Raw genomic sequence first — 25801 nt, 5'->3', positions numbered from 1 at the left:
CACAAAGCTCAGTAATCATATATACATTTTTTGGTCAATAATGTGAAGAGTATGCAAAGATGCTTACTTAAGCATAGACATCTAAGTAAGATAAAGCCAGTCAAAGGGTGAATATTCCATAAATATTACTGATCCTCAAGAGTGACGTATAAGTTATACAGATTTCGGTGAATTTTTGTGCTTGAAAACAGCACAAACTGCAAATTGACAACTGAAGTTACTGAAAAAATCGACTTAGGTAGCTAGAAAATTATGGCAAATATCATTGGAACCAACGGTAACGATACATTATACGGCAGTTACAACGACACCTTGACTGGTGGAGGCGGCAAGGACATTTACTACGTCGACTACGACGACACTTATACCATCACTGATTTTGGTGGCATAGGTAAAGGCGTAAATCCCTCGGCAGCAGTCATTGCCGAAGTGGACACCCTAAATTTCCAGGGTGATGGCTTAACTGCCCGAAATCTGCTGTTGACCCAGAATGGCAACAATTTGGAAATCACCTTTGAAGCGGAGGATAGTCCCAAAATCATCCTGCAAAACTTTGCCTTGGAAAACCTGGATAACCTCAGCAAATCTACAGGAGCCTCTGTAAACTTGGGCAATATCCTGTTTAATGGGCAAACTAGCATCACGGACAGCTTTGATGTCTTCAATGCCAACTCCACCCAAAACACTATCTTCAACAAGAACACAGTCACCTTTCTTAATGATCTCTCGAATAATGTTAACGGCTTTGACAACTCAGATGATGTGATCAATGGTCAGGGGGGTGATGATAAAATCGATGGCAAAAGTGGCAACGACCTTTTGAGAGGTGGTACGGGGAATAATACTCTCATTGGTGGTGCGGGCAATGATATCTTGGATGTTGAATTTTCAACAGGCGATAACACCCTCAACGGTGACACTGGTAACGATACCTTGGATGCTGGGGCTTCAAAAGGCAATAACTTACTCTCTGGAGGCGATGGCAATGATTTTCTTGACACCTCCTACATTTCTCCTCCGTACACATACACCTATTTCGTCTCCTCAGGCAATAACACCCTCAACGGTGGCGCTGGTAACGATACCTTAAATGCTCAGTCTCCATCAGGTAATAACTTACTCTCTGGGGGCGATGGTAATGATTTTCTTGACACCTCTGGCGTTAATACTTATAGAGGAGAGCCTAATTTTAGCTCCTCAGGCAATAACACCCTCAACGGTGGCGCTGGTAACGATTACTTGGATGCTACCATTTCAACAGGCAATAACCTACTCTCTGGTGGCGATGGCAATGATACTCTCTCCACCTCTAGCGGTATAGGTAACTACGCTGATTATATACCACCATCTTCAGGCAATAACACCCTCAATGGTGGCGCTGGTGACGATTACTTGGATGCTACCATTTCAATAGGCAATAACTTACTTTCTGGGGGCGATGGCAATGATTCCTTCTATGTAGGCACCGCATTAGATAGTGCCCCCTCTTATTTAGTGACTCAAACGGTAGATGGGGGTAAGGGTGACGATTTGTTGTCCGTCGATTACAGCTTTGCTACACGGGGGATCACTTCTACATTCAATCCTACTACTAACATTGGATCAATTACAGCGGGCACGTATCGGGTTAGCTACAAGGATATCGAAGGATTAAATATCTCAGGTACAGCCTACGATGACAATATTGTGGGGAGTAGTGGGAACGATACGCTCTCCGGGGGCACTAATGGCAAAGATACGATAGATGGGGGTAAGGGTGATGATGTGTTGTCCGTCAATTATAGCTACAGCAATGCTACAGGGGGTATCACAACGACATTCAATGCCACTACTAACATTGGAGAAATTACGGCGGGTAAGAATCGGGTTAGTTACAAGAATATTGAACAATTAAATATCTCAGGTACAGCCTACGATGACAACATTGTGGGCAACAGTGGGAACGATACGCTCTCTGTGGGCACTAGTGGCAAAGATACGATCGATGGGGGTAAGGGTGATGATGTGTTGTCCGTTGATTACACCTATACTAATACAGGGGTGGGGATAACAACTACTTTTAATGCTACTACTAACATTGGAGAAATTACGGCGGGCACGAATCGGGTTAGCTATAAGAATATCGAAAGATTAAATATTTCAGGTACAGCCTACGATGACAACATTGTGGGAAATAGTGGGAACGATACGCTCTTTGGGGGCTATGGTAATGATACAATTATTGGCGGTGCCGGTAATGATATCCTGACAGGTGGAGATGATACCAACATTCTAACTGGTGGTGCGGGCAATGATGAATTTGTTTATAACTTTTTAGACAGCAGCTTTGACACTGGCACTGATATTATCACCGATTTCGGTGGCATTGGTAAAGGCTCAAATCCCTCAGCAAGCGTGATTGCTTCCTTAGACACCTTGCAATTTATCGGTAGTGGCTTGACTGCTCAAAATCTGCAATTAACTCAAAATGGTAACAACTTAGAAATCACCTTTGAAAATGTCGCTAATAACAAAGTCATTCTCCAAAACTTCAAATTAGAAAATCTGGATAATCTGCCAGCAACTTCTTCACGACCAGCTATTGGCAATATCTTGTTTGATGGACAAACCAGCATCACTGACAGTTTTGATGTGTTTGACGCTAATTCCACTCAAACTAGCCTATTCAACAGGAACACTGTTACCTTCCTCAATGACCTCGACAACAATATAACGGGTTTTGACAACTCCAATGATGTTATCAATGGTCAAGGAGGTGACGACATCATTGATGGCAAAAGTGGTAATGACCTTTTGAGAGGTGGTGCGGGAAATGATACTCTCATTGGTGGTGAGGGAAATGATACCCTTGATGGCGGTGTGGGAAATAACTCCCTTCTTGGTGGCACTGGTGACGATCACTTGACTGCTAACATTTCAACAGGCAATAATACCCTGAATGGAGGAGTTGGTAACGATAGTTTGAGTGCTGGTGGTTCAACAGGTGATAACCTGCTCTTTGGGGGTGATGGCAATGATTCTCTTGATATCTCTGGCAGCTACAGCAATAGTTTCGGCTACTCTTCTGACTCGCGCTCATTAGGCAATAACACTCTCAATGGAGGTGTAGGTAACGACACCTTAAGTGCTAGCGGTTCAAAAGGCGATAATCTGCTTTCTGGGGGCGATGGCGATGATTCTCTTAATGTCTTTGGCAGCTACAGCAATAGTTACGGCCAGACCTCTGACTCTCGCTCATCAGGCAATAACACTCTCAACGGAGGTGCAGGTAACGATACCTTAAGTGCTGGTGGTTCAACAGGCGATAACCTGCTCTCTGGGGGCGATGGCAATGATTATCTTGACATTTCTGGCGACTACTCCTACTATGCCTCCTACGACTACTCCGACTCTCGTTCATCTGGCAATAACACCCTAGAAGGAGGTGCAGGTGACGATACATTGAATGCTAGCGGTTCAACAGGTGCTAATCTCCTAGATGGAGGTGATGGAAATGATATACTCATAGGTGGCAACGGTAATGATAGCCTCTATGGAGGAGCTGGTACTGATACTTTTGCTTTCAATAATTATAATGGAGGTGTAGATAGTCTTTATGACTTCAACGCCGCTAATGAACTGATTCAGGTATCGGCTGCTGGTTTTGGTGGTGGTTTATCACCAGGTTCAGTCTCAGCTAGTCAGTTTGTCATCGGAACATCTGCAACAACAAGCAATCAACGATTTATCTATAACAACACTACAGGTGGACTGTTCTTTGACCAAGATGGCAGTGCGTCTGGGTTTACTCAGGTAAAATTTGCACAATTATCTGCTGGATTGTCACTAACCGAAAACAATTTTCTGGTTGTTTAATCGGAATTAGCGCTCTGCAATCACTAAGTAGTATATGTTGTGAGGTGCTTATAATAGCATCTTGTATGTCTGCTTTTAATTGTTGTCGTAGGTTTGTATTTGATGGTGAGTTCTTTGTGCTATAAAACAGCACTAACAGCAGCTTGAGAACTGAAGTTACTGAAAAAATTGATTTAGGAAGGTAGAAATTATGGCAAATATCAATGGCACTAATGGTAATGATACCCTACTGGGTAGTAACCTCGCGGACACAATCAACGCTAAAGCCGGCAACGACTTGCTCTGGGGTGGTGCGGGGAATGATACTCTCATTGGTGGCACGGGCAATAATACCCTCTACGGTGGTATTGGTGACGATAACTTGAGCGCTAACAGTTTAACAGGGAATAATCTGCTCTCTGGGGACGATGGCAATGATTCTCTCTCCGTCTCTGGCTACTCCAGTTTCATATACCCAGACGACGACTATGACTCTGGCTCAAATGGGAATAACACCCTCAATGGTGGCGCTGGTAAGGATAGCTTGAGTGCTAGCGGTTCAACAGGCAATAACCTGCTCAATGGTGGCGATGACAATGATTATATCTCCATCTCTGGCTACTACAAAGGAAATGAGTACGACTACTCCGACTCTCGCTCCTCTGGCAAGAACACCCTCAACGGTGGCGCAGGTAACGATAACTTGAGTGCTAGCGGTTCAACAGGCAATAACCTGCTCAATGGTGGCGATGGCAATGATTATATCTCCATCTCTGGCTACTACAGCTACACTCCTGGAGACGTGAATGACCCCCGCGATGTCTCCATCACATACGACTCTCGCTCCTCTGGCAAGAACACCCTTAACGGTGGCGCAGGTAACGATACCTTGAGTGCTAGCGGTTCAACAGGGAATAACCTACTCTTTGGTGGCGATGGCAATGATTATATCTCGGCCTCTGGCGCCACTGGTAATAACACCCTTGATGGGGGGAATGGCAATGATATCCTCACAGGTGGTCTTGGTAATGATATCCTCATAGGTGGTCTTGGTAATGATACCCTGTATGGAGGAGCTGGGACTGATACCTTTGTTTTCAATAGTTACAAAGAAGGCATTGATCGTCTTTATGACTTCAAGGCGACTAATGAATTGATTCAGGTATCGGCTGCTGGTTTTGGTGGCGAGTTATCAATCGGTTTACTTAAGACAAGCCAGTTTACCCTCGGAACATCTGCAACAACAACCAATCAACGATTTATTTATGACAATATTACAGGTGGACTGTATTTTGACCTTGATGGCAGTGGAGGTGCATTTACTCAGGTAAAATTTGCCCAATTATCTGCTGGAGTGTCACTAACTAAAAGCAATTTTGTGGTTGTTTAATCGGAATTAGGGTTTTTCGATCACTAAGCGGCACGGATTGCGAGGTGCTTAAAATAGCACCTCGCATTCGATTATTCAATGCAATTAGTGTTAACAGAGAGTAGATGTTTGGTTTTGTTCCTCTACTTTCGGCATGGGTGCGGATGGTTTGTAAGTGTTCTTGGCTAAGTTGGCTCATGTCTGCGTTCGTAATTTTGGTAATTTATAGCGATTATTAGACATAGGAGTGAAAATTAATTCTGCGTTGCTCGAAATCCTTGGTAGGGACAATACCCTGCGGTCAGCTAAAGCTACATGAATTGTCCCTACTTCATTTTCGGAGATGTCTATTGCCTAGAAACTAAAAGAACATGAGGATTACATAAAGCTCAGTATTTCTATACACATTTTTCGGCAAATAATGTCAAGAGTATGCAAAGATGCTGATTTAAGCATATAGATTTAACTAAGATACTGACTATCTAGTTATTTTGAGACTATTCAGATAGGTAAAACTTATGGCAAATATCATTGGAACCAACGGTAATGATACCCTAGAGGGCAGCGACTCCGACGATACGATTAACGGTAAGGCTGGTAACGATACCATCATATATTCCTATGGCAACGACACTTTGACTGGTGGAGGTGGCAAGGATAAATTTGTTTACGGGTTGAATTCCGACGGCACTTATACTGATATCATCACCGATTTTGATGGCATAGGTAAAGGCGTAAATCCCTCAGCAGCAGTCATCGCCGAAGTAGACACCCTAGCATTCCAAGCTGCAGGACTCACTCCCCAAAATTTGCTGCTGACCCAGAATGGCAACAATCTAGAAATCGCCTTTGAAGGGTTGCCAGATTATCTAGGAGCAGATTTTGGTCCCAAAGTCATCCTGCAAAACTTTGCCCTGGAAAACCTGGATAATCTAAGCTTATCTACAGGAGCCACTGTAGACTTGGGCAATATCCTCTTTTATGGGCAAACTAGCATCACAGACAGCTTTGATGTCTTCAATGCCAACTCCACCCAAAGCACTATCTTCAACTTGAACACAGTCACCTTCCTTAACGACCTCTCCAATAATGTTAACGGCTTTGACAACTCAGATGATGTGATTAATGGTCAGGGGGGTAATGACATCATTGACGGCAAGAGTGGGAATGACCTTTTGAGAGGTGATGCCGGCAATGATACTCTGATTGGTGGTGCAGGCAATGACTCCCTCGATGGTGGTACGAGAAATGACTCCCGGAACGTTGATACTGGCAATGACTCCCTCGTTGGTGGCACTGGTAAAGATTACTTGAATGTTGAATTTTCAACAGGCAATAATACCCTCAACGGTGGCGCTGATGACGATACCTTGGATGCTGGGGCTTCAAAAGGCAATAACTTACTCTCTGGGGGCGATGGCAATGATTCTCTCTTTGCCTCTTACAATTTTACTAGCGGCGCGGATACGTTGTGGTTCCCTCCTCAGGCAATAATACCCTCAACGGTGGCGCTGGTGACGATACTTTAGATGCTCGGTCTCCATCAGGTAATAACTTACTCTCTGGGGGCGATGGTAATGATTCTCTCTCCACCTCTGGCGTTAATAGTTATAAAGATCAGCCTAATTTTAGCTCCTCAGGCAATAACACCCTTAACGGTGGCGCTGGTGACGATACCTTGAGGGCTGACATTTCAACAGGTAATAACCTACTCTCTGGTGGCGATGGCAATGATACTCTCTCCACCTCTGGCTATCATCTGGCCATCTACCTTGATATTTATATACCATCCTCAGGCAATAACACCCTCAACGGTGGCCTTGGTGACGATACCTTGGTTGCTACTATTTCATCAGGCAATAACTTACTCTCTGGGGGCGATGGCAATGATTCCTTCTATCTAAGCCCCCCAGGTTATTTTGCCCCATCAAATTTAGTGACTCAAACGGTAGATGGGGGTAAGGGTGACGATTTGTTGTCCGTCGATTACACCTATGCTACAGGGAGGATCATTTCGACTTTCAATCCTACTACTAACATTGGAGAAATTAAGGCGGGCATGTATCGGGTTAGCTACAAGAATATCGAAGGATTAAATATCTCAGGTACAGCTTACGATGACAATATTGTGGGGAGCAATGGCAACGATACGCTCTCCGGGGGCGGTGGCAAAGATACGATAGATGGGGGTAAGGGTGACGATGTGCTGTCCATCGATTACACCTATGCTACAGGGGGGATCATTTCGACTTTCAATCCTACTACTAACATTGGAGAAATTACGGCGGGCAAGAATCGGGTTAGCTACCAGAATATCGAAGGATTAAATATCTCAGGTACAGCCTACAATGACAATATTGTGGGGAGCAATGGCAATGACACCCTCTATGGTGGGAACAGCAATGATATCCTTACAGGTGGTAATGGCAATGATATCCTCACAGGTGGCAACGGTAATGATACCCTCTATGGAGGAGCTGGGACTGATACCTTTGCTTTCAATAGTTTCAATGAAGGTGTTGATCGTCTTTATGACTTCAACGCGACTAATGAATTGATTCAGGTATCGGCTGCTGGTTTTGGTGGCGGGTTATCCATAGGTTCACTTAAGACAAGTCAGTTTACCCTTGGAACATCTGCAACAACAACCAATCAACGATTTATCTATGACAATATTACTGGTGGACTGTATTTTGACCTTGATGGCAGTGCGTCTGGGTTTACTCAGGTAAAATTTGCACAATTATCTGCTGGACTGTTACTAACCAAAAACAATTTTGTGGTTGTTTAATCTGAAATTAACGCGATGTGCAACTTATTCTTAGAACCCAGCTAAAGCTGATTTCGCGCTTTGAGTTGTAGATATCGCTCAACTAACTGATCGCCAATTTCATTTGCTGGTGCATCTAGTACCAATACACCTTTTTGTTTCAACTGGGCAAATGCTACTTGTCGTTGCATTAATAAATCAAGTGCCACTGCACGGGCATAAGCATCTGTAACATCATCTGTGAAGGTGTGTGCCAGACGATCAACTTGCGGATCTCGCAGAGTCACGCAAAATGGGAGATAGCGGGGTGCTAGTTTGGAGAGTGCTGCGAGGAGTTCTGTAGAAGCGGTGACATCAACTAAGTCGGTAATCACGACTACAAGAGCCCTGCGAGTTTGTCGCTGCAAAACATTTGTCACCGCCCCCAAATAATCAGATTCAAATAACACTGGTTGAATTGGAGTTAAGCGATCAATTAGCTGATTCAAATGATGTTGACCGCGTTCTGGGGGAATCCACGTATGCATCTGGCGGTCAAATACACCAACACCGACGCGCTCGCCTCGATGTAATCCCGCCAAAGCTAAGGACAAAGTTGCATTCATTCCCCAGTCAAACCTCTGCAAACTCTGCACTTTTGCCGTCATCAACCGTCCCCGATCGAGCAAGATCAGTAATGTTTGTTCCTGTTCTGGTTCCAAAACCCGCACCAGTGGCATTGCATTACCATAGGCCCCAACCCGACGGGCGGTAGCTTTCCAATCAATAAACCGCAAATCGTCACCAGTGCGATAGTTCCGCAGTTCGGCAAATTCTGTACCAATACCAGTTTTGCGAGATTGGCGCATTGATCCCGATGATTGCAGCGTCAGACGAATTGTGAGCGATCGCAATCCCACTAAATCAGGATAAACTTTCACTGGCAGACTTTGGGGAATTTGCCAATCATCCCAAGCTAATCCCCAAATTCCCAACTGTCGGACTTGAATATTTCCCCAAGGAAACTCTCCCCTCTGTGTCGGCTTGACGGTATACGTCAATTCCTGAGTGCTGTTATTGGGAACAATAGCCCGGAGTGCGGGTGCAGATACGCCAAACCCTGTTGGGTAGTAGTCGCAGATTTCAATTAGGGCGTTAGTATTTGGCGATGTTACTTTTAGCACCACTGGATTATCCCGCCCAATCGATAATCGTGACGGTAATTCGCGGCTAATTTGCACGCGAGAACGCCGCACCCGCAAACCATCTACAACCATCAATCCGAGAACGATCGCATCAAATAGCAAAGTGATGGCGATCGCTGCTTTAATGTTGAGAAAAAGGGATAGGATCAGGGCGATCGCTATACCCAAAAGTAACAATAAATAAACTCGTCTGGAAGGAACCATTTTTTAGAATGAGAAGTTAGGAGAATGACGATTAGTTTAACCTACGTCATCATGGGCAAAGCGGTTAAAGAGGAAGTTTAGGACATAGTTACGCAGTTGGTAATATTTTGCAAGGCGGGCAAGATGCCCACCCCCACAAGATTGGATAATTTATTTGTTGGAAGTCCCTTATACTTGTAAACGAGATTTTAATGTCTCAACCTAGCAAACAGTTGTGAGTACTTTATGTAGTATACTCGGCGTTAATTCTCACGTAGTCGTAACTCAAATCACAACCCCAAGCTTTACCTGAACCATGACCATTGCCGACATTAACAGAAATTAACACTGTATCTTCTTGGAGATAAGCACCCCCTGCTGCCTTTTTTAAATAAGTACTCGCTGCTGCACGGTCAAATTGCAGAGGTTGCCCATTTTCTAACATTAAAAAATCCCCTAGCTGAATTTGCAGGTTTTCTTGCTCAAAGGGAATACCTGCACGTCCGGCGGCGGCGGCGATGCGTCCCCAGTTGGGGTCACGTCCAAAGATTGCAGATTTAACTAAGGATGAACCAGCGATGGTTTTGGCTATTTGCCTAGCTGAGAGTTGATCATGAGCGCCTGTTACTTCCACTTCAATGAGACAGGTTGCGCCTTCACCATCACGAGCGATCGCTTTGGCTAAATGCTGGCAAACTGCTGTTAACATCGCCTCTAATTTCTCTGCTTCTGCGCCCCATTCTGTAATTGCTGGGGTGCGAGATTGACCATTTGCCAAGGCAATTAAGCTGTCGTTGGTGCTAGTATCACCATCCACGGTAATGGAATTAAAGCTTCTATCAGCTGCCCTTGCTAACATTTGCTGCCAAAGGTGAGGCGAAACCACAGCATCACAAGTCACAAATGCCAGCATGGTTGCCATGTTGGGGTGAATCATGCCGGAACCTTTGGCAATGCCGCCAATTCGTACCGGACGGTCGCTTATAGTTGTCTCTAGGGCAATGGATTTTGTTACCAAATCTGTAGTGATAATCGCCCCGGCGGCGGCATCTGAGCCTGTTTTTGAGAGTGCTGCTACTACCTTGGGAATCCCGCTTCGCAACGCATCCATCTTAATTCTTTGACCAATCACGCCAGTGGAAGCCAATAACACAGATTCAGACGAGATGTTCAATGCTTGGGCTATTGCCATACCAGATTCTAGGGTATCAAGGTAGCCTTGAGTTCCTGTAGCGGCATTTGCTTGTCCGGCGTTGCAGAGGATGGCACGAGCGCTATGTTTAGCTTGCAAGCGTTGGCGACAATATTCTACACAGGCGGCTTTAACTTGGCTGGTGGTAAATACACCAGATGCGATCGCTTCCACCTCTGAGAATATCAAAGCTAAATCTGGCAAAAGAGAAGGTTTCAACCCGGCGGTAATTCCCGCCGCCTGATACCCCCTTGGTGCTGTGATGCCACCTGTTATTTTGTGCCAATCTGCCATTATTCTTCCTTACAAATATCTGGTTGGATAGGTAAATTTGTGCTTTGCAAAAGTGCTGAGTTAGGAGTTACGAGAGACGCGATTAATCGCGTCTGTACAGGAGTTATTAGTTTCGCTCTACTTCCCCTGCTTCCGAGTCCCTTTTATTGTGAGTTTATTTGCTGATGGCAATAATAATGCACTAGTTGGCCATTGGCATAATTGTTTTTACCTTTCTTATGACGAAAGACAAAAGCAAAAAATGAGAGCCACTTGGGTCGCTCTCCAGATCATCACGGTGCATCTACTTAGTAGATTCTGTAATTTATAATCTAAGGGTTAATACTTATTTTATGGAAACTATTTTTAATAATATTATAAAGTTAACCGTAAATACCACAAAAATCAAATAAAAAAGAGAGCTACTTAGGCAGCTCTCCAGATCATCAGGGTGCATCTACTTACCACAGCATATCATTTTAGGTATGCGGGTTGTCACCATTTTTTATATGAAGATTCTGTGAAGAAACACCGGGAAAATACTGACTTGGGGCATTGGGCATTGGGCATGGGGCATTGGGGATGGGTTATTCTCCTTGTCTCCCTGTCTCCCTTGTCTCCCTTGTCTCCCTTATCTCCCCGCAAAGTTGACTTAACAAACTACTAGGCGGACAATTTTTTCTCCACCAATTCGTTAGTCAGCTTAGGATCAGCACGTTTGCCTGTCTTTTTCAGAACTTGTCCGACAAAGAAGCCTTTGAGGTTGGTGTTACCGTTGCGATACTTTTCTAGTTCTTTGGGATTGGCGGCTATGACTTCATCAACGATGGGTTCTAGTACACTAGGATCGGTGATTAACTCTTGACCGGCAAAGGCTTTCTCAGGAGAAATACCACTAAGCAAATCTGGCAACTTTTCTTTAGCTTGAGCATTGCTAATTTTGCCCGTTTCAATGCGAGTGATAATCTCTGCTAAATTGCTGGGAGTTAGGGCGATTTCAGTAATACTGAGTTTTTGCTTATTGAGGTGTGCTGCGATATCTTGAGTAATCCAGTTTGCAGCAGCTTTGGGATTTGCTCCAGATGCGATCGCAGTTTCAAAATATTCGGCTACTGGATGATCTTCTGTCAACACTCGCGCATCATAAGCCGAAAGCCCCAACTCACTTTCATAATGATGGCGTTTTTGGGCTGGTAGTTCTGGTAATTCGCTGCGCCATTTCTCTAATTGTTCATTTGTCACCTCAATTGGTGCTAAATCTGGTTCGGGGAAATAGCGGTAATCGCTAGAACCTTCCTTCACCCGCATACTACTTGTGCGTTGAGCGCCTTCTTCCCACAAACGAGTTTCTTGGATAATGCGATCGCCTGCTTCGATGGCGGCGATTTGGCGCTCAATTTCGTAGTCAATCGCCCGTTGGATGGCGCTGAAGGAGTTCATGTTTTTAATTTCTACCTTAGTGCCAAACTGCTCTCGTCCCACTGGACGCACAGAAATGTTGACATCACAGCGCAGAGATCCTTCTTGCATATTGCCGTCACTCACGCCGAGATAGCGGACAATCCGGCGCAATTCTTCAGCATATTCAGCAGCTTCTAATCCAGAACGCAAATCAGGTTCTGAGACAATTTCCACTAACGGTATACCTGCGCGATTGTAGTCTACCAGAGAATAGGAAGAACCGGAGAGGCGGTCACTGCCGGCGTGTACCAATTTTCCAGCATCTTCTTCCATGTGCAGACGTGTGATGCCAATGCGTTTGCGAGTCGGATTACCCTCAGCATCTACCAACTCAATTTCTAACCAACCATGTTCTGCGATCGGTAGATCATATTGAGAAATTTGGTAATTTTTGGGTAAATCAGGATAAAAATACTGTTTACGGTCAAATTTGCTATATTTAGCGATTTGACAATTTAGTGCCAAACCAGCTTTTACGGCGTATTCTAATACTTTTTCATTAAGTACAGGTAAGACCCCAGGTAAACCCATACAAACCGGGTCAATGTTAGTATTGGGGTCAGCACCGAATGTCGTAGAGCTATTAGAGAAAATCTTGGTATTAGTACTCAGCTGACAATGGGTTTCTAGACCAATAATCGCTTCATACTCAGTTTTTACAGTCGTAGCAGTGGTCATAATATCAATATTTGGGCAATAATCCTTGTAGTTGTACTATTGTAGCGGCGTATTGAGTTGCCCTGAAGACGGTTATTTGGGTGAGCAATGCTTACCCTTTTGAGCTTGAAAAGGGAGATGCAAATTTAAGGTGAAGAAAATCTTAATCATTGGTTCTGGGGGTGCTGGTAAATCTACCTTTCTGCTCAATGGGGGAAATATGCACACGGGTGACTCCCCTAAAAAAGGCTTGCTTTAATTCCCTCCTTTTTAAGTTGCAAAAAAATTGTAGGTTGGGGAGCCACTGCGTTGCGCGGGTTAAGAGCGTTGTAGCAAGTGGCGTTGGAGGCTTTGCGTAACCCAACCTACGTCTACGTCTAATGCACTATTTTAGCCTAGAGGGTCCACTACGCGCATTTCAAAAATCAAATACTAGTCCTATATACACCACTTAATTAATCGCTGAAACTCTTTAATGATAAATCAAACTATTAACGAAAATTAGCACTCTCGGCTTGTTAGTGCTAACTTATGGCTGAGGGTTAATGCCTATGATATAGACCAAAACTATACTTTTTCTAGATGCTTTAGTTACTTGTCAGGTATTATATTAGAAAAAACTAAAGCTTTCCTGTAAGTAATTTAAAACTGGGAATACTAGCATGAAATACACTTTTGATATTGTAGGCGTATCTCTACTTTTACAGTTTTTTAATCATCAACAGCAAAATGGCCAAAAACCACCCCACCAAGGCGTGGAATACTTAGGAATGTATACGTGTACACTAGATACCTTTCTAGAATCCGTGGAATCAGTTCCAGCAAAGTGGGGTTGGAATCTCGATCAAGTCGTAGATACCGTGATTCAGTTTTGGTTGAACAACTCAGACAGTATTCGTTATTGGAAAGTACGTTTAAGTGATGCTGGTAAGGATAATTTACTAGTCACAAGATTGGCAGATATAACTGCCTTACAAGCTGAATTTGAATCTCTACTAGATAAGGAGTGGTGAAGAGATAGTTAAAATAATTCGTAATTTGTAATTTGTAATTAAGTTTTATGACTTGTGTTGAGCGAAGTCGAAATACGGGGATTTCAATTAGGCTTCAATTCGTGCTGCCGTCGTTAGGCAGAGGAATTAAACTGAACATACTTTGTTAAAGCGGAGCAACTCCTGCTCCGCTAAAGCGTCAAAATCAATGCTTTTCTCTGTGATTCTCATTTTCAAGTGCTTTGAGAACTTTGAGATATAAATTTTCTACTCTCTTGGTCTGAACTTCACCAAATGATGCATAGTGAGTTAAGCTAGGAGCGCCATTTACTTCAATGATCGTATAATCTCCCATTGGTGATGTTATATTACTAGTAAGAATATCCACACCTGCTAATCTCAATTCCATATCTTTTGTAATACTTACTGCTAATTTTTGAAAATCAAGATGGATATTTTCAGTAAAGTCTATTGCCTCGCCTCCAGTCGATAAATTTGCATTGTCTAAAAGATAAACTATATTATTATTGGGTATAACACTATTAAAATTTAGCTTTCGTCTTCGCAAGTTTTTGTTGATTCTGTAATCTTCAAAATCTATAATTTCTTTTCTCCCATTTTTGATAAAAGTTTTCTGTTTCTGTTGCATAAGTTCTAAAACATTAGATTGACCATCTCCTATTATAAATAAGGGAATTCTTTGATATGCCGAAACTACTTCATCATCAAGTACTACAATTCTATAGTCATTGCCATTATAGAATCGCTCAACAATAAATCCTGAGACTTTTTGCAAGATTTTCTTGGCTACTTGATAGTATTCTTGCTTGTTGTGAACCTTTGTAACAAATACTCCTTGACTGAGATTAAGCGGCTTGACAATTACGGGAAACCCCAACTCTTTAGCATAATAAAATCCTGCATCTATATTCCTGCAATTAGCTATTTCTTCGCATAATTCTTCACTAAAAAATGTTTTCCCTTCAGTAACCTTATAACCAAATTTTTTCAGAAAAAAGCTCGAAACCCCTTTGTCTTTAGCTATTGCTACTGAACCAGAAGAATTAATACTAAACCTGCTAGTACGAAAAAAGGTTTTATTGCCGTTTTTAAAAGTAATCAGTCCCACAAAAGTGCATTCTGGATCTAATAAAACTACTGCTCCTATTTGTTCTGCTACTTTTTGAATTATTGATGTTACAAATGGTGTTTCCATAATCATAACTCTAATTTTACCGAAAAATATTAACTATTTTATGGCAGTTAGTCAAGACATTTTAACTTAAAAAATTGCACTATGTATTCTGCCTAAAACTATAGTAAAAAGATAAGAAAACTTCATTTTTTAATATCTAAAGAAACTCGGAAGATTTCAGTATTCTAAACTAACTATAAAAAACGTAAATGCCCGCAAGATGGCTTTAGCGTAGGCGTGTAGTCCGCCGCGCTGTACTAGAGAAAATAAAGTGTATCTGCGCCGATTAATCCTACGCACGTTATCTGAATTTTCAATAGTAAATTTTGAGACATTTATTTTCGCTCTGACCACTGATACGGATTTCACTTATGTATGTAAAGACAAATCATACAAACAAAATAATTGCAAACTTCTGCTTGAGCATTGTTATGTCCTGGAAACGATTGCAAATTAAGGCTTTGAGATTCATAGGTATCTGAAAGTTCCAACTTAGTTTGTCTAAAATATAGCGCTAAGTGTTGACAATCTAAAAATAATCGAATAACAAGGTGGCAGCAGCATAAAAAAAAGCGTTAGTGCATTCTTACCTAGAAAGTAATTAACGCCCTTCATGAAATTTCATACGGATAACATAATTATGCCAGAAAATACGGATAACAAAGCTTCCAAATCAGACAATCAGCCTATTGCCTATAAAGAACGCCTCAATTCTTGGGCGATCGCTCGTCTACTTCCTAATACGCAACGGGAGATTGTTGCCCGCTTCCGCAGTCGTTCTGATGCCGATGGCTATATGCGGCACCTCCCTCAGGAAATACCAAATGCTTCCTACATGGTTGTTTTTGATTGTCAACGGGAAGAAGCTGCGATTTAAAGTCCAAGTGTAGGTAATACACCCTATGAAAATAAAGACTTAGGCGAGAGTTGAGGAGCATTTATTCAGACGCCAGTCGGACTCAAATTCATGCTGAATTCTGACGGCTTGTGATGAGGTTAAGGATCAACTTAGGCTTTATCGAATAGTCCAAAGAAACCTCACCCTGGTTTTGCTACGCAAAACCTGTCCCTCTCCTTACCAAGGAGAGGGATGTCCGTTAGGACTCTTTGAGGTTTTTGTTTATTTTATTTGTACCCCGAAGTTGAATCACTAGCCAAGCTCCTCCAGAGAATACTAACAACAAGGGTGTCAACCAATCACCCCAACGCACATATAGAGTCTTTGTCTGTCGCCGATAAATTGTTTCAGCATGAGTTTCATAGGTATTATATCCAGATATCCACAAGGTTTTACCGTGAGGATCTATAAAGGCTGAATATCCGGTATTAGTTGCCCTTGCTGACCATCGATCAGTTTCAATAGCACGCATTATATCCTGTGCATGATGCTGGAATGGCATGGATGCCGTGTAATGGGCATCGTTTGAAGAACTGAGGATAAATTGCCCACCCATAGCAGCTTGACGGCGAAATTGTTCAGGAAAAGCAGATTCATAACATATACTAGCGATCGCCCGACCAAAAGGAGTGTCAAATAGCTGATTTGCTGAACCGGGAACTTGGTGTGCATCCAAAGGCGATAACCGCTTAACTATTCCACCTAAAATTCCTTCAAAAGGAATATATTCTCCCAAAGGTACTAGTTTAGCTTTGTCGTAGCGGCTGACAATTTCACCTTTACTGTTGAAGGTAAACAAACTAATTGTATAATTATCTCCCCGTTCGCCAAAAGCCCCAATCCAAGCAACTACACCTTTTAGTTTCACGGCTGCGACTAAGGCAGTTCCCAGTAAGTCACGCTGGAAAATAGGTAAGGCTCCTTCTGGGGTCAGGACTGCATCTACACCTTGGTCTGCTAAAGTTATATACCCACTGGTGTAATTTTCTTGGGCGCGACGAAACCCTTCGGAACTTCGTAAAAGTCGGTTCGGGATATTACCCTGAACAATCCCCACTTTCAAAGCTGCTTCTGGGGGTTGAGCGATCGGACGGCTATATAAGATCAAACCAATCAGGTGTAAGCTAATTAATAATCCTGCGGCAGTAGCAAAGTATTTATTAACAAACCACAGAGGCGCGGAGGAAATCTTGGCATCTTCTCTGCGAGACGCTGCGCGAAGGCGCTTCATCCACCCTTCTGCAATTAAACCATTGACGGCTGCGATCGCAGCTGTCACAGTATTAGGCCCAGAGAGTTGACCAAGGTGTAAAATTACGAGATTATGCGGACTTTGGGTGTAAGCCAGAGAACTCCACCACAGAGGACCAGCACTCCACAGACTCTCTAAGCCGCACCATAAGGCTGTACCAATCAGTATACGTAACCAGGATTTTTGCCCACCCTGGCGAACCATCACAGCCGCCCAAATAGCAACAAATATTCCTCCCAAGACACTGATAAATCCCCAACAAAAAAGAGTGATTGCCAAACTCGGCCACCACGGAACGCCCAACCAAGTCATCGGGTGAATTCCCGTAATCCAAGATAGGGCGACACCGTGATAACCGATACCCCAGAGGAGAGCAAGGGGAGCAGGGGAAGATGAGGGAGCAGGGGGGGATTGGTTTTTGCGTTTTGAGGAACTAACAACCAAGACCCAGAGGGGCGCTAAGGCAATCCAACCTAGGAACCATGCGCCGACAGGGGCGACGGTTAGCCCCATTAAAATGCCGCTAGCTAAGGCAATCAAGTAAGGGAGTGAGGAAGTTAACCTCTCCCCCGACTTTTTACTCTGCTTCTTCTGCATCGACAGCATCAGGTGGAACTATTGCCACTCCGGTAATCGCGTCGTCTTCATCTAAACGCTGCACTCTAACTCCAGTTGCCGATCGCGATTGAATAGAAATCGCATTCAAGGCTTGACGGATGATAATACCACGATTTGTCACCATCATCATTTCATCGTCATCATCGTTGACAATGCGTAGGGTTGCCAACTTGTCTTTGTTTTTGCGGTTTTTGAACTTGGTTGCCATTAAACCCTGACCAGCACGATTTTGCAGCCGGAACTGGGCAACTGGTACGCGCTTACCATATCCTGCCATTGTAATTACTAATACCCAAGGGCCAATACTGCCGTTGCTAGGTACTTCGGCGGATTCTTCATTAATTTCGATAGTTTCGATAGTTTCGCTAATTTCGATATCTTCTGTTTCGACTGCTTCGATTGCTTCGATATCTTCAATTTCGGCTTCTATTTCTGTATCCAAAGTGGCAAGAATTGCTGCGGGGAGAATATCCATACCCACCAGTTCATCTTTATTTTTCAGTTTCATGGCTTTCACCCCACGAGTTGCCCTACTTAAAGGACGCAATTGTTCGTGATTGCACCGGAAATGAATCGCCATCCCGTGACGAGAACCAATGATTACACTGTCCTCTGCTTTCGCACGCCGCACCCAACGAAGTTTGTCGCCTTCTTCTAAGGAAATCGCAATCAAGCCATTGGCGCGAATATGACTAAACGCTGCCAATTCGGTTTTCTTGATATTGCCGCCTTTGGTAAGCATGACCAAATATTCTTCGTTGCTAAACTCGTCAACGGGTACAATCGAAGTGATTTTTTCCTCTTTGGGAATTGGTAGCATTTGGACAATTGGTGTGCCGCGACTGGTACGCGAACTCACTGGAATTTGATACGCTCTCAGGCAGTAAACGACACCACGCTGACTAAAGAATAAAATACTGTCGTGATCGCAGCAAGTCAAGAAATGCTCAACAGTATCATCATCTTTTACCTTGGCTGCGGCTTTACCTCTAGTAGCACGGCTTTGCGCCTCAAAGGTGTTGACTGGCATCCGTTTGATGTAACCTTGCTCTGTAACCAGAATGATCGCTTTTTCATTGGCGATCAGGTCACGGTCATCTAGTTCCCCTTCCCCTGGTAAAATTACGGTGCGGCGAGGTGTGGCGAAGCTAGTTTTCAGTTGTGCGACTTCGGTTTCAATGATTTCTAGCACTCTCTCCCGACGTGCCAAAATATCTTGCAAGTCGGTAATTTTTGCTTGCAATTCATCGTGTTCCAGACGAATTTTGTCTGCTTCTAAGGCAGTCAACCGCCGTAATTGCATCTGCAAAATCGCATCTGCTTGCACTTCGGAGAGTCCGTAAGTTGTAATCAACTCCCCTTTAGCTGTGGGCGCATCTGGTGCATGGCGAATCAAGACAATAATCGGATCTAATTGGGAAAGCGCAATTAATAACCCTTGCAGGAGATGGTCGCGTTCTTCAGCTTTTCGCAGTTCGTAGCGGGTACGTCTGGCAATGGATTCGATGCGGAAATCCAAGAAGACGCTTAAAAACTGCTTGAGGGTGAGTACTTGGGGTTCGCTATTCACCAATGCCAGCATATTCGCCCCAAAGTTGGCTTGCAATGGCGTTTGCTTGTAGAGGTTGTTCAGAACGACGCGGGGATAAGCATCACGCTTGAGTTCGATTACAATTCGCATCCCGTCGCGATCGCTTTCATCCCGGATGTCTGCGATGCCCTCTAGACGCTTCTCGTTCACCATTTCGGCGATTTTTTCAATCAGCGCCGCTTTGTTAGTTTGATAGGGCAATTCGGTGATGATAATTGCTTCTCTATCTGGGCGTCCGCGCTGTTCAACTGTTTCAATGTTAGCGACACCACGCATGGTAATGGAACCCCGCCCAGTGGTGTAAGCTTCTCGAATCGCAGATGTCCCCAAAATCTGTGCCCCAGTCGGAAAGTCGGGGCCGTGGACATACTCCATTAATTCCAGATCGGTGATTTCTGGATTGTGGATTACAGCCACCAAAGCATCAATCAATTCGCCCAAGTTGTGGGGGGGAATGTTGGTGGCCATACCCACGGCAATCCCAGAGGAACCGTTGAGTAATAACTGGGGAATCCGGGCTGGTAAAACTGTGGGTTCTTGTTGAGAACCGTCGAAGTTATCGGCAAAGTCTACAGTTTCCAATTCGATGTCGTGCAGTAGGCCAGCGCTAGTTAAAGCTTGCAAGCGGCATTCAGTGTATCGCATTGCGGCTGGCGGATCGTTGTCTACCGAACCGAAGTTACCATGCCCGTTAACTAAGGGCGATCGCATCGAAAAATCCTGTGCCATCCGCACCAAGGCATCATATACTGCCGTGTCGCCGTGGGGGTGATATTTACCTAATACTTCCCCCACCACACGGGCGCATTTCTTAAAGGGGCGATCATGCAGCAGACCTAGCTCGTGCATTGCGTAGAGAATGCGACGATGCACAGGTTTTAGACCATCCCTGGCATCTGGCAGCGCCCGACCCACTATCACGCTCATGGCGTATTCCAGATAAGACTGCGACATTTCGGTTCGCAAGTCTATCGGGATAATCCTCTCCTGTGAGGTTGTCATAACCTAAAAATCTCCAAAAATCGTAGATTTTAGCTTTTTTACTCAACAAAGCGCAAAATTATTCTAAATTGCTCTTGAATAATTGCTATAATTTGATACAATCTTAGCATATATTGCTTTTTTATGCCTGGGCAGCTAACTCAGGCACTTGTTTGATTGGTAGCTTCTCTTTCGGATTTGAGTTGAGATGCGATCAGGGGAACTTTGGGGGCAAGAAAAAATCCAATCAAACTGGCAAAAAGGATTGGCGTAAAGGGACTCAAGTTAGTCAGTTTTGACAGTAGCAAAGTCGTACTTATAGGTGTGCGGGTTACGGCTGCATTCACAGCCGCCATTGTACAAATCATGGCAAGGGCAGGATTAAGTCCCGGAATTAAGACTACTACCGCTTTACCAATACAAGCACCAGTGAAAAACAGGGGAATGATGAATCCACCGCGCCAGCCACCTGTTACCGTAATGCTAATGGCAGCCATTTTACCAACAGCTAGAGTTAAGAGAAAAACAGCACCAAAGCTAGTAGTGAGGACTGAATCTAACTCTTCATGTCCAAAATAACGCGTCAGGGGTAATAAAACTGCTAAAGTGCCAAGTCCCAATCCTGCTAGTGTTGTGCGTACATAAATGGGGACGGAAATCTGGGCAAAGATGGGTAGACGTGAAACGGCTTGCCAAAAGGCAATCACAGCCCCGAAAAATCCCCATAAAAATCCATCCCGCCCCCGCCCCAATAATTCCGAAGATGATTGCGATCGCAAAATCATCAATCTTTTCTAGGTGATACTGAGGAAAATGCCAAGTAGGGGCAATTCCCAAGTGGGTAATTGCTGCAAACACCACATAACTAGCGCAACTCGAAACAATGGCTGGCATTAAGGCTTCATAATATTCCACAATATGCTGATGGTGCAAAATCTCCAGGGCGAACATTGCACCGCCAAGAGGTGCGCCAAACAAGGCAGTGAAGCCAGCCGCCATCGCTGCTAAACTAATAGTTCTGAGGTCTTCACCTTGGAGTTTTAAGCGATCGGCAACCCAAGTACCAAAAGAACCTGTTACCTGTACCAGTGGTGCTTCTGGCCCAGCACTACCGCCTGCCGATATGCTAATTAGAGAAGCAAGAATCATTGAGGGATTTTTGCGAACATCTAGGCGTCCGCCACGAAAATGGATATTATCAACAATCACGGCGATTTCACCCGGATTACCCAAAAAATGAATCACCAGACCGATAAATAAACCGCTAACTGGCATCACTATCAGCAGGCTAAAACCCTCAAATCGTTGGAGTCTGTGAGTTAAAAACTCTAAAACATTCCAGTACAACGCCGCAAATAGACCACCAGCAGTCCCTACAAGTATCCAGAGGATTACCCACTCCGAAATCATTAGGGGATTACGCTTTACCAGTCCAAAAAGTTGAGCAAATGTCCAGCGTTGAGTTTCATTGTTAGCGGGGGGCTTGTTTGGTAACACTGCTTATTTCCTAATTGAGTGAAACGGAAAGTACTGAATGTTTACGCTTTTTATGGTATAGGCTATTTAGTTTAGTGAATCATCTTTAGTCTACAGGGCGCGATCGCTTCCTAATTGAGTACAATTTCAAACGTTTGTGACACCACAGGATATTTTCACGTAAAGGAGAGCAAATTTTGGCAACAGTCCGAGTCCGCCAGCATGTTAATCCACTTAATAAAAAGTATCAAACACCAGCAAGTCCCCTTGACTGGGAAAACATTTATGCAAAGCCAAATCAACCACTACATTTAGATATTGGCTGCGCTAAAGGACAGTTTTTGGTGAATATGGCCCAGATAGAATCCAACTGGAATTATCTAGGCTTAGAAATTCGGGAACCTTTGGTGGTGGCGGCAAATAAATTACGTTCTGAGTTGGCTTTAACAAACCTGCACTACTTGTTTTGCAATGTGAATAACTCACTGGACTCACTTTTATCTTCCCTCCCTCCAGGAAGTTTACAACGCGTGACAATTCAATTCCCCGATCCTTGGTTTAAAACCCGCCATGCTAAACGTCGTGTAGTCCAACCAGAACTAGTGGCAGAATTAGCTAATTATCTGGCGGTTGGTTGCGTTGTATTTCTACAATCAGATATGGAATTTGTCGCTGTGGAAATGCGCGATCGCTTTGCTGAAAATCCAGCTTTTGAGAAAATTGGTACAGAAGAATGGTTGGCTGAAAACCCCCTGCCAGTCCCTACAGAACGAGAAATAAGTACGCAAAAAAAGGGTGAACCTGTTTATCGAGCTTTGTTTGTCAAGCGAGAAGTTGTGAATAAATAGTGATAGTGCGATCGTCTAGAGCTATGGCAAATATTGCTTGTTATTTTGACATTTTAGAGTTTATATGTGTTTTAAAGTTGATATGTATCAACTAAACATTAGATATCCTCTGTCAGTTGGCAATATTTTCGGGACATAAATGTTTTTGTTAATGGTCGAATTCCCTGAGATATCGAATTTGAATTGCTATGCGAGAGTTGATAGCTTGAATAACTGATATATGTCCCCACAGAAAAATAGGGATAACTCAAAAATTATCGTTTTTTAGTGACATAAAAGTTTTATTTTTGTCTAATTTAAAGTTATTAAGATATAGAGTGAGTAGCTTCTTTTTTCCTAAGATGAGGACATATAAGGCAATTACACTGATTAGTATAATTGCCTAAAAGTTAATCAATGGTCAAAAATCAGAGGAAAATCAAGATGGAAGCCAAAGAAAGAAAATATAACAGTCAAATTGAAATTAACGATTTGATTGATGATGCTGTGAAAAATGCCGTGACACGTCGGAACGAAGTTTTGGATTCAGAAGAAGCTTTGTTATCTATGTCTGATGAGGAAGCAAAAAGCGTTGCAGGTGGAGTAGGTATAATACCTGGCATTCTTATTAAGCCTTTTATTATAGGACTCATAGCAAATCCTATAGGAGTCATAGGAAATCCTATAGGAGTCATAGGAAATCCTATAGGACCAGTATTTAATTTTTGAAATGCACGTAGTGAATCCTCTAGGCTAAAATAGTGCATTAGACGTAGGTAGGTTGGGTGGAGCAGAGCGCAACCCAACTGATTATCAGGATGTTGGGTTACGCAAAGCCTCCACCCAACCTACAATTTTTTTGCAATATTCTAGCCAAGAGGGCTACTACAAGACTACCGAGATTTTTTCAGAAATCAAATATGATTCCTATACTCCAACTGAGTATTAATAAATATTCTCTCCACTGGAGGCTCAATTGATGGAAGACATTGTTGTGGATAAAACTACACTTTGCCCCAGTGCTAGACCAGAATCTGAGGATAGTGTTGTTTTCGGCATAATCAGTGGAACAGTTGCAGAACCCCGTGTAGCTTATCTCAAGCAGCCCCTACCTATCACCGATGAACTGATAGCAAAAGCTAGTCCAATTACACCTGCGGAAATTTTTCGCACAGCAGCACCTTGCGCCGCTAAAGCTTGTCTGCATTTTGATGGACAAGATTGTCGTCTAGCGAAACAAATTGCCGAAAAATTACCCGCAGTCGCAGAGGAATTGCCTCCTTGTTCTATCCGCCGAGATTGTCGGTGGTGGCAGCAAGAAGGCAAGGCAGCTTGTATGCGTTGTCCGCAAGTAATTACAGATAACTACAATCCGTCTGAACTAGCAATTCAAGTATCAAAACTAGCTGCTGGTTAAGCACAACCACAGATTAGGTTTGTCAGGCGAAAGAACTTTCTAACAAAGATTTCATTAAGTAATTTCAGGAGATTATTATGTCGAAAGAAATGAATCAAAGACATCTCAAAAGTCAAATTGAAATTGCAGACTTGATTGCAGAGGCAGTTGATCATGCATCTGCACGACGCAACCAAGTTTTAGATACACAAGAGTCCTTGTCAGATCTGTCTGATGAAGAGAAAAAAGGCATTAATGGTGGTTTGAGAATCATTCTCGGATATTTCCCCATCACCATAGCATAATTTTTATTGAATACGGCCAAGAAAAATTATCTAATAAGCCGGTTCAATATTCCAACAAAGTTACCAACTGTTAAGTAATTTCAGGAGTAAAAGATTATGTCTCTAGAACATGTCAAAGGTTTTTACGAAAAGCTAGCAAATGATGAAGCATTTCGTAATCAAATTCAAGGCGTTAATAGTAAAGAAGAATGTAGCCAAATAGTTAAAGCTGCGGGCTACGATTTCACTCTAGAAGAGTATGAAGAATATACCGCTAAATTGCTAGAGTCTGCCGAAGGGGAAAGTGAACTCAAGGATTTAAGTGAAAAAGAACTGGCAGCAGTTTTTGGTGGATTAACTGGGAAACATAAAATCCAACCATTATATGGAGTTGTACGGCCACCATACCAACTGTTGTATGGAGTTATTCGGGTGGATGACATAATTTAGGGAACCTCTGTTGCTAATAGAACAGATGAAACTTATAGGGACGGATGGGAATTTGTTCGTCCCTTTCTAGAAAAATGAATTGAGGGTATTTTAATGACTTATCGCCGAATTAGTTATGCAGTTTGGGAAATTACACTCAAGTGTAATCTAGCCTGTCAACACTGCGGTTCTCGTGCTGGGCATACAAGGACAAATGAACTTTCCACAGCAGAAGCCCTCTCACGTTTTTTTTGATAAGAGAGGTAATAATCCTTATTGTCATCATCGCGCCCTCACTCAGGAAAAAGGCGGTATTCGAGAGCGAGTTTTTCTTCAGCGTCGTGCGGATGGAAACCCATTTGATAATGGGGAGTTTGGGCTAATTGAGGAACCAATAAATGCTCCTTGGCCTGAAAACGATCCACTTCATTTTACTAGCGATCGCATTCAATGGCCGCAAGGGTGGGAAGCCGAATCAGAGTTAGTTCCATCTTTGGTTAATTCCAGTAATTAAACACTCCAAATATCGCTTTTTTATGAATAATATTTCCACTGATTCTATTTCTGAACAAAATACAACTTTTACAGACTCTCAAGAACCCTTGTTACCTCGTTCTGCTTGGAATAGTCAGTTACCCTATTTGAGAATTGTTTTTCGCGCAAAGAAAGCTCTAGACCGCATCGAAAAGGAAGCAGGTATTTTGAAAAGCGATAAATAATAATTATATTCCAAGACTATTCATTTTTAAGATTTATTACATCTCAACCCAAAGTAAATATTGGGCTGAGTTTTTTATAAGTTTTTCGTAATTTATCTATTTATCAAAGATGATCAAGAATCGAATCAGACATAAATGTATTAATTTTGGCACATTATCTATTCCTAAAAAACTTGCAACAACAGGGTAAATCATCCATGATGTCAATAGAGATGAGGCA

At 43.1% G+C, this 25801-nt stretch carries 19 protein-coding genes and 1 pseudogene; 13 read left to right on the top strand and 7 right to left on the bottom strand.

Features of this window, described 5'->3' with window-relative positions; translation table 11 throughout:
• Positions 1-252 precede the first annotated feature (252 nt).
• The 4 genes from HWQ38_RS25350 to HWQ38_RS40575 all read left to right on the top strand — a co-directional run bounded on the left by HWQ38_RS25350 (position 253) and on the right by HWQ38_RS40575 (position 7994).
• A complete protein-coding gene (locus HWQ38_RS25350) occupies positions 253-3855 on the top strand; it encodes a calcium-binding protein (protein ID WP_292799079.1) in 3603 nt (1200 codons plus the stop codon).
• Positions 3856-4045: 190 nt separating this feature from the next.
• Positions 4046-5224, top strand: coding sequence for a calcium-binding protein (locus tag HWQ38_RS25345; RefSeq protein WP_292799077.1), 1179 nt, complete (start codon positions 4046-4048; stop codon positions 5222-5224).
• Positions 5225-5721: 497 nt separating this feature from the next.
• On the top strand, positions 5722-6732 hold the full coding sequence (locus HWQ38_RS40580; protein ID WP_366933344.1) for a calcium-binding protein: 1011 nt from the start codon (positions 5722-5724) through the stop codon (positions 6730-6732).
• On the top strand, positions 6675-7994 hold the full coding sequence (locus tag HWQ38_RS40575; protein WP_366933343.1) for a calcium-binding protein: 1320 nt from the start codon (positions 6675-6677) through the stop codon (positions 7992-7994). The genes HWQ38_RS40580 and HWQ38_RS40575 overlap by 58 nt, the downstream gene beginning before the upstream one ends.
• Positions 7995-8035: 41 nt before the next feature.
• Here the strand turns inward: HWQ38_RS40575 and HWQ38_RS25335 are convergent, their stop codons facing one another.
• From HWQ38_RS25335 to gatB, 3 genes are all read right to left on the bottom strand, one after another.
• Positions 8036-9361, bottom strand: a complete 1326-nt coding sequence (locus HWQ38_RS25335; protein ID WP_292799075.1) for a DUF58 domain-containing protein — start codon at positions 9359-9361, stop codon at positions 8036-8038.
• A 223-nt stretch (positions 9362-9584) separates the two neighbouring features.
• Positions 9585-10826, bottom strand: a complete 1242-nt coding sequence (argJ, locus tag HWQ38_RS25330; protein WP_292799073.1) for a bifunctional ornithine acetyltransferase/N-acetylglutamate synthase — start codon at positions 10824-10826, stop codon at positions 9585-9587.
• 642 nt (positions 10827-11468) lie between these two features.
• Positions 11469-12944 (bottom strand): Asp-tRNA(Asn)/Glu-tRNA(Gln) amidotransferase subunit GatB, encoded by a 1476-nt coding sequence (gene gatB / locus HWQ38_RS25325; protein WP_292799071.1) that lies wholly within the window; start codon positions 12942-12944, stop codon positions 11469-11471.
• Between the two features lie 641 nt (positions 12945-13585).
• On the opposite strand from gatB, the gene HWQ38_RS25320 reads away from it, so the two are divergent.
• Positions 13586-13936 carry a hypothetical protein gene (locus tag HWQ38_RS25320; protein ID WP_292799069.1) on the top strand — a complete coding sequence of 117 codons (351 nt, stop codon included), beginning with the start codon at positions 13586-13588 and terminating at the stop codon, positions 13934-13936.
• 184 nt (positions 13937-14120) lie between these two features.
• Here HWQ38_RS25320 and HWQ38_RS25315 read toward each other — a convergent pair whose 3' ends face one another.
• A complete protein-coding gene (locus HWQ38_RS25315) occupies positions 14121-15131 on the bottom strand; it encodes a cyanophycin synthetase (RefSeq protein ID WP_292799067.1) in 1011 nt (336 codons plus the stop codon).
• A 619-nt stretch (positions 15132-15750) separates the two neighbouring features.
• On the opposite strand from HWQ38_RS25315, the gene HWQ38_RS25310 reads away from it, so the two are divergent.
• Positions 15751-15987, top strand: a complete 237-nt coding sequence (locus HWQ38_RS25310; protein ID WP_292799065.1) for a hypothetical protein — start codon at positions 15751-15753, stop codon at positions 15985-15987.
• A 220-nt stretch (positions 15988-16207) separates the two neighbouring features.
• Here HWQ38_RS25310 and lnt read toward each other — a convergent pair whose 3' ends face one another.
• The 3 genes and pseudogenes from lnt to HWQ38_RS25295 form a co-directional block, all read right to left on the bottom strand.
• Entirely contained in the window at positions 16208-17857 is a 1650-nt protein-coding gene (gene lnt, locus HWQ38_RS25305) for an apolipoprotein N-acyltransferase (RefSeq protein ID WP_292799063.1), read from the bottom strand.
• Positions 17838-20471 carry a DNA topoisomerase (ATP-hydrolyzing) subunit A gene (gyrA, locus tag HWQ38_RS25300; RefSeq protein WP_292799061.1) on the bottom strand — a complete coding sequence of 878 codons (2634 nt, stop codon included), beginning with the start codon at positions 20469-20471 and terminating at the stop codon, positions 17838-17840. The genes lnt and gyrA overlap by 20 nt, the downstream gene beginning before the upstream one ends.
• 140 nt (positions 20472-20611) lie before the next feature.
• A pseudogene (locus HWQ38_RS25295) lies at positions 20612-21947 on the bottom strand (chloride channel protein).
• A 176-nt stretch (positions 21948-22123) separates the two neighbouring features.
• On the opposite strand from HWQ38_RS25295, the gene trmB reads away from it, so the two are divergent.
• The 7 genes from trmB to HWQ38_RS25260 all read left to right on the top strand — a co-directional run bounded on the left by trmB (position 22124) and on the right by HWQ38_RS25260 (position 25581).
• Positions 22124-22774: a tRNA (guanosine(46)-N7)-methyltransferase TrmB gene (trmB, locus tag HWQ38_RS25290; RefSeq protein ID WP_292799059.1), complete on the top strand. Its 651-nt coding sequence runs from the start codon at positions 22124-22126 to the stop codon at positions 22772-22774.
• Between the two features lie 423 nt (positions 22775-23197).
• Complete coding sequence (locus HWQ38_RS25285) at positions 23198-23482, top strand: hypothetical protein (protein WP_292799057.1); 285 nt, start codon at positions 23198-23200, stop codon at positions 23480-23482.
• 250 nt (positions 23483-23732) lie between these two features.
• Positions 23733-24170: a nitrogen fixation protein gene (locus HWQ38_RS25280; RefSeq protein WP_292799055.1), complete on the top strand. Its 438-nt coding sequence runs from the start codon at positions 23733-23735 to the stop codon at positions 24168-24170.
• Positions 24171-24247: 77 nt separating this feature from the next.
• Positions 24248-24454 (top strand): hypothetical protein, encoded by a 207-nt coding sequence (locus HWQ38_RS25275; RefSeq protein WP_292799053.1) that lies wholly within the window; start codon positions 24248-24250, stop codon positions 24452-24454.
• Between the two features lie 96 nt (positions 24455-24550).
• Entirely contained in the window at positions 24551-24883 is a 333-nt protein-coding gene (locus tag HWQ38_RS25270; protein WP_292799051.1) for a Nif11-like leader peptide family natural product precursor, read from the top strand.
• A 193-nt stretch (positions 24884-25076) separates the two neighbouring features.
• Positions 25077-25376 carry a hypothetical protein gene (locus HWQ38_RS25265; protein WP_366933342.1) on the top strand — a complete coding sequence of 100 codons (300 nt, stop codon included), beginning with the start codon at positions 25077-25079 and terminating at the stop codon, positions 25374-25376.
• A gap of 22 nt (positions 25377-25398) precedes the next feature.
• The gene (locus HWQ38_RS25260) at positions 25399-25581 is read left to right on the top strand and encodes a hypothetical protein (protein WP_292799049.1); all 183 of its coding nucleotides are present in this window, start codon (positions 25399-25401) and stop codon (positions 25579-25581) included.
• The last annotated feature ends 220 nt before the right edge of the window (positions 25582-25801 follow it).

The organism is Nostoc sp. NMS7, from assembly GCF_017115085.1.
Lineage (GTDB): Bacteria > Cyanobacteriota > Cyanobacteriia > Cyanobacteriales > Nostocaceae > Nostoc.
The sequence above is the reverse complement of the archived record's forward strand: the minus strand, read 5'-3'. Positions and strand labels throughout refer to the sequence as shown.